This is a genomic window from Thiocapsa sp., assembly GCF_022340925.1.
Classification (GTDB): Bacteria; Pseudomonadota; Gammaproteobacteria; order Chromatiales; family Chromatiaceae; genus Thiocapsa.
In genome coordinates this window covers 1-6096 of the sequence record NZ_JAJDNA010000070.1, presented here as the reverse complement: position 1 = coordinate 6096, position 6096 = coordinate 1, and the positions used below count along the sequence as shown (strand labels likewise).

Here is a 6096-nt window from a genome sequence, read left to right as displayed (position 1 = left end):
GGGCAGCGAGGCCGAGGCGAAGGTGGAATTGACCGAGAGGATCTCGTTGATGATGCTGCCCAGGGCGGCCTCGAGCGCCTCCTGGCTGCGCGCCATGAAATAGCGGCCCCCGCCGACCTTGGACGCGCTCATCAAGAGGCCGGTGTGATCGGCGTTCTGCTGCTTGTTGAAGACGTCGATCGTGTAGGTGATCACGCGGGCCCGCGGGTCTGTTTCTGACGCGCCCGGAACCGGGACGCCGTGCACATACAGAAACTTGGCCCAGTCGTCGAGGTTCCAGTCGGCACCGCTATTCGTGTCGTACTCGCCGGTCGGGACCATCGATTCGGACAGGATGGTGCCCTGGACCATGTACTGATCGTCCTTCTTGTCGCTGCACGTGTTGGGTGTCTTGGTCTCTGAGAGGCACGCGCAGCTCGTATAGCCGGCCTCCAGGCAGGTGCTTCCGGCCTTGTTCACGGCGGCGGTGCAATCGCTCTGTTTGCTGTAGCAGGCCGCGCTGAAGTCGAGCTCCACCTGCTCGGTTTGGCTGTTGGGGGTGAAGCGCGGGATCGGGATCGGCGTGCCGCCGCTGCGCTCCGCCAGGCGGTCGGGGGTGCCGCCCGCCGCCGTCACCAGCGTATCGAGTGCATCCGAGTTGGAGCTGTCATCCGTCGTCGGGCCATTGCTCTGCGGGTTGCCGATGAACACGACATAGGTGTCGGCGCAGAGGTCTGCGGTGGTGAGCGGTGAGCTGAACTCCGAATAGGGCGTTCGATAGCCGGCGGGATCGGCGAGACTGGCCGGTGTGCCCGCGCCGCCTTCGAGCGCCGTGTCGCCGTTGAGATAGTTGAAGACATCGTGCATCAGTGACCCGAACTTCGGGTTCCCCTGACGCTTCTCAGACGGCTCGTTGATATTGTCGTAGATCCGGTCGAGCCGCGCGTTCAGCGCCGCCTGATTGGTTGAGTTCAACGTCTTGAGGGCATGCCGGACATAGCCGGAGTTTGTGTAGGGCTCTTGCGTTGAATACATCATCACGCCGACATTGACCTTGTCGGTCAGATCGGCGAGCGCGTTTCGAATCGCGCGTACCTCGGCCTGGCCCTGGACCACGCCGCTCGGTTGCCAGTGTTGGCTGTTGCGGCTCCAGTTCGCGCTGTTATCCAGGACGAAGAGGATGTTCGGTTTGGATGACTCGGTCACCGTGCCGCCGACGAAGATGTCGATATCCTCCGCGCGGGTCAGTGCACATGCACAGAGCAGTCCGGTGGCGAGCGTAGCGACCCAGCGAGTCTTCCATGGGTGAGACATGATCCTTCTCCGCATCAGCAGTCATGGGCACGCGGTGGCGATATCGTTGTTGGACACGCGGATGCCGATGCCCTGGCGGACCCTGGCCTGCGCGCCCGTCACGAGATCCAGGCCACGCGCCCACAGGTCCCAAACCGAGTTCGAGCACAGTGAAAACCCTCCGGGGCTTGCACCATCCACGGCACCCGTTTGAGGTGCGCCGACGAAGCAGCCCTGGTCTCCGGGGGCGTCGACCACGAGAGCGTCGATCGGGATCGGAGATGCCAGTACACAGGTCGGCGCCGGTGCAGTGAGGTCGACCTCGAAATCCCGCGCGCCGTCTCCGTTGAAGTCGTAGCACTTGCGGTTGCGCTCTCCCTCGCAATAGAAGACGGCGCCTGGGGCCTCGGCGCCGGTTGCCGTGAGACTGCGAATCAGGACCGGGAGCCCCGTGATCGCCTCCTCCAAGGCCGCTTCCGCAGCCTTCTCGGCCTGCCGCTGGCTCTCGAGATTGGCCACCACGGCAAAGTTCCCGCTCCCCATCTCGAAGGTGGAGACCGCGACCAGCGTCGTGACCAGCAGCATGATGAGCGCGATGACCAGCACCGCCCCGCGTTCCCGGGCATGCTTGGGTACGAATCGGATCATCATGGCGACGACTCCCGCGGGCCGGCGACGTTGTTCAGCCGGACGGTGGTGCTGTAGGCCTGGCGCTTGAACGCATCATTGAGGGGGGCGATCGTCTGCTGGCCCAGAAAATATGTCCTGGTGTCGGTGTAACCGGCGGTCGGGTCCACATTGCGGGCCAGGAGGTGGACGCGGATCGCGACCACGTCTCGCCATTGCGCGTCCGGCAGGGCAACGCCGCCTGCGAGGAGTGCGCCGCTGTTGTTGGTCAGGAGATAGCTGTCAGGCTCTCCGTCGCCGTCGGTGTCCAGGCCATACTCGAAATGGAGCGCCTGGATTCCCTCGGCGACGGGCGTGATGCCGTACCCCGCGCCGCCGAGGTCCGCCCGCATCAGGGTCGGGATGCCGTCGCCGGCATTGTTGTTTGCGGCGACATAATAGACTCGATTGAAGAGGCGATAGATGGGCGCCAGCTGGGACGCGATGCACTGGCGAGTCGTGCCGCTCAGCGCCGCTAGGGCGGTGCTGACGAGCGGGGTCTGCCCGGGCGTGCAGGCCGGCTGTTGGATGTGGGGCACGCCGGCGACGAATGGATCGCAGTCGGCCTGACCGACCGAGCAGGTGCTGGCGCGGCGAACGACCACGTAGTCGGTTCCAGGCAGCAGGTCCGGCAGACACGCGGGTCCGGCCGCGAGATTGTCGGCCCCCTGGACCGGGAAGGCGAGCACGTCCCCGTTCAGGGCGCCCGCCGCCGGGCAGGGCTGGGGCAATGGCGAGGTGGTGATGGGGAGACCGGCCTCGCCATAGAACCCTGCATTGCTCAGATCCTTGGTGAGGACCTCGATCGCATAGCGCGCATTTTGGATCTGACGGATGGATTTCTCCATCTCGTTGCGGGTGCGGCTGTTGTTGGACAGCACCAGGGCCAAGGTCCCCAGCAGAAAGAGCCCGACGAGCATGGCGATCATGAGCTCGACCATCGTGAATCCGAGCGTGCCGATGGGACGCGCCGAGCGGTCGCGACCGACGCGGGGCGGCGCGGCGGCCGCGGCACGCCTAGACCGGGTCATGCGCGGGCACTGGCAGCGCACAGGCTGACCAGCACGGCCGCCACCTGGGGAGATCGGTGGGGCCTTGACGGTGTGCTTTGGGTTCTGACTGAACATCGGCGTCAGTTGAGGTCCGCCAGCGTGACCTGGGCCGCCAGCACGCGGCGCAGCGTCTCGTCCCCGTAGGCACCGGCGCCGCAGGTCAGCGCCGCGGCGGGCGCGACCGTCTCGGTCAGGCCCTGCCAGGCCACGCTCACCCGGAACGCGGCCGGGTCGCTGCCCGTCCGCTCGATACAGCCGCGCGCCCCGATCATGGCACCGAGGAACTGCCCACCTTGCTGCGTTGCGGCACCCTTGAGCGCGGCGCTCCATTCACAGAGGTCGCGTGCTGGCTCGCTCATTCCCGCACAGCCCGCGGAGGCGTCATAGCCGTCGCCGCTTCCGAGACCGGTGTCTGCCCCGGTCGTCGCATAGGCCCCACCCCGGGCGGCTTGGCGTTGCGTGTTGATGCGTGCCACCATGTCCTCCAGCAAGACCAGCGCATGGGCCCGCTGGTAGGCCTCCATCTGCGTGGTGACCATCTTGGCCTGCAGCGCGGCGAGGCTGAGCAGCCCGAACGCGATGATGACCGCGGTGATCAGGACCTCGAGCAGGGTGAAGCCGGATTGCCGGTTCCCCTTCGGCCGCCGCCCAGTCATGGGCAGTTCCCCGTCTGGATCATGGGTAGGCCGCTGAGATCGACTCGGACACACCGCCTCTGCGCACCGCTGTCTACTTCGGACTCGAGCTCAAGTGCCGGCTGCGTCGCGGCGCGCAGACGCCCGGACGCGCGATAGGTGATACCCGCGGGACCACCCGTCACTTGGACGCCCACCAGGGGGCCGCGCGTCAGAAGATCAGATCCCGGCGAGGCTGGATTGTCCGCGCTCCAACCAGACTGCCACCCGTCAGCGGCATCGGCAGGGGACAGGGTGACATCCCGATTGAGCTTGATGGCCTCGGAGCGGGTGCGCCACAGCGCGCTTTGCAGATCCGCCGCGGCCGCACGGACGCGCTGCTCCGCGATGAAGCGGGAATAGGACGGAATGCCGATGCCAAGGAGGATCGCCACGATCGCGATCACCATCATCAGCTCGAGCAGCGTGAATCCACCGAGATGGCTCACGGGTGGGCCCGATGCCGGCCGTCCCGGCGTGGAGATGCCCGTGTCCCGATCGCCATCCATGGGTCACCACTTTCCGCTCGGCGCCTTGTCTCCGGCTTGATTCAGGGTCAGTGCCGCTCCACCCAGGTCCTGAGCCTGGCTCGAGCCCTCGATCGGCGTTGCCGAGAGCGTGAACCGCGGAGGTGGAGGTGGAGGTGCGCCGGGCGGCAGATCGATGTCGATCGTATAGAACCCGGCGACCCGGTCAGGTACCACACTGCCCAGATCTTCGACCGTCGCCGCATATTGACGTGCGTCGATGAAGTACTGATGCTGGCGCTGCGCAAGGTCCATGAGGAAGGATTGCGCTTGCGCCCGATTGGCCTTGCGGATGTGCTCCTGATAGCTCGGGTAGGCCACCGCGGCAAGGATGCCGACGATCGCGACCGTGATCATGAGCTCGATCAGCGTGAAGCCGCGCCGCCGACCCGAGCGCGCTCGGTCATCCGCGGCGCGGGCTGGCCTCGAGCTCAGCGACGAGCCTATGCGCTTGGCGACGCCCCCGGTCCGAGTCTGAGCCCAAGGCGTCCATCGGGGCTTGCTCGAGCCGAGCGCATCGGTCGGCTCGCGAGCGCCACGGGCCTGACGCGCCCCAGCCGTGCGAGGTTCTTGCGCGAGCACCTTCACGGCGCCGGCATGGTACCCCGGGCATTCCTGTCGGTGTGGGTTCATGGCAAATCGCTCGCAACTGGCTCGCCATCGCTGAGAGGGGGCTGAACAAGGCGTATTCAGCGTGGTGAGGATCCGACCTGACGGCGATCCCCCGAAGCGGGATAAGGATCGAAGGGACGCGTCGCATTCTTTGACCCTTGACCGCGTGAGCCCTAAAGCCGGCCGCCGAGCCCCCGTACCCGCCTCTCCCGAAGGCTCAGCGGAGCCATGATTCTTCACCGGATGCGAGGGGCGGGCCGCGCCATCTTTCGGATCATGCCGTGTGTGCTTCGAGCATGGCACCGGTCTGCGCGCAGAACCGAGAACCAGCGCACAGATCTGCATGTCAGCGGCGCCGGATGGGCGGACGTCGTCAGGTGCGGCGTCCAGGTCGACAGGACGCCTCGACGATCGGCTCGGTCGTTGACCGGAGGTGCGTGGATGACCGCCTGAGATGTTGGCGATGCATCCCTGAACAACGGCCGGCCGGGCGGGCGTTGTGAAAGACTGGGGCTCCAAGCTCGGGCATCTGCTCAGCGCTCGATCCATCAAGGCGACTCCCTTCCTTTGCGGTGCCCATTCTCCTGCGCAGGGCGGTGCCGCGGCGCTCTGCCTGTGTCGTATGACGACAGTCTAGTCCAATCTTAACAGTTGGGTGCGGATGTTTCGTCCCGGGGCCATCCGTCATGATCCGCTGGTGCGACGGCCATCGGATTCGGATTCAGCACCGGCGTTTACCAGGGCTGGGGCCGCCTTGTGGGTCACGACGTGGGGCGTCCACATCAGGCCTTCGTGGTAGAGCGGCTCCGCGGGCTTCTCCGGTTCAGTTTCCGCCGGATCTCCGGTCGACTGGCAGGCTCGGTTCTTGCGTGTCCCGAAAGCTCGGAACCGACAGAGGACGCTTCGGAGGCAAGGATGATCAGAGACCGCTGGTTGGGGTTGACATTACTGGAGTTGATGATCGTTGTCGCCATCGCCGGCATCTTGGCGGCCGTGGCTTTTCCCGGCTACCAGGAGCAGATTCGCAAGGCGAAGCGGACGGACGCCCATGATGCGCTGCTGCGCATCCAGCTGGCCCAGGCAAAGTGGCGGGCAAATCATGTCGCTTACACCGCTGACCTCTCCGAAGACGGGCTGGGCGTTGGGGCGACATCCGCCCAGGGGCACTACACCCTGGCCGTGCCGAGTGCCCGTGTGAACGGTTTCGGCGCCTCGGCAACCGCCATTGGCATGCAGGCCAACGACACCAGATGTGCGGTGATCACGCTCGAGGTCGCCGCCGGCGGGGAGACC

Annotated in this window: 7 protein-coding genes; 1 reads left to right on the top strand and 6 read right to left on the bottom strand. The window is 66.1% G+C overall.

Annotated features, from left to right (window positions below):
• The 6 genes from LJE61_RS08915 to LJE61_RS08890 all read right to left on the bottom strand — a co-directional run.
• Positions 1–1293: vWA domain-containing protein (locus LJE61_RS08915; protein ID WP_296918169.1), on the bottom strand; the 1293-nt coding region annotated here is incomplete at its 3' end.
• 21 nt (positions 1294–1314) lie between these two features.
• Positions 1315–1923, bottom strand: a complete 609-nt coding sequence (locus tag LJE61_RS08910; protein ID WP_296918168.1) for a pilus assembly PilX family protein — start codon at positions 1921–1923, stop codon at positions 1315–1317.
• Positions 1920–2969 carry a PilW family protein gene (locus LJE61_RS08905; protein WP_296918165.1) on the bottom strand — a complete coding sequence of 350 codons (1050 nt, stop codon included), beginning with the start codon at positions 2967–2969 and terminating at the stop codon, positions 1920–1922. Before LJE61_RS08905 ends, LJE61_RS08910 begins: the two co-directional genes overlap by 4 nt.
• Positions 2970–3070: 101 nt before the next feature.
• Positions 3071–3646, bottom strand: a complete 576-nt coding sequence (pilV, locus tag LJE61_RS08900) for a type IV pilus modification protein PilV (RefSeq protein ID WP_296918163.1) — start codon at positions 3644–3646, stop codon at positions 3071–3073.
• The gene (locus tag LJE61_RS08895) at positions 3643–4173 is read right to left on the bottom strand and encodes a GspH/FimT family pseudopilin (RefSeq protein ID WP_296918161.1); all 531 of its coding nucleotides are present in this window, start codon (positions 4171–4173) and stop codon (positions 3643–3645) included. The genes pilV and LJE61_RS08895 overlap by 4 nt, the downstream gene beginning before the upstream one ends.
• Positions 4174–4176: 3 nt before the next feature.
• Entirely contained in the window at positions 4177–4626 is a 450-nt protein-coding gene (locus LJE61_RS08890; RefSeq protein ID WP_296918171.1) for a type IV pilin protein, read from the bottom strand.
• Positions 4627–5718: 1092 nt separating this feature from the next.
• Here LJE61_RS08890 and LJE61_RS08885 point away from each other — a divergent pair.
• Positions 5719–6096, top strand: a 378-nt coding sequence (locus LJE61_RS08885; RefSeq protein WP_296918159.1) for a type IV pilin protein, incomplete at its 3' end; no start/stop codon positions are given.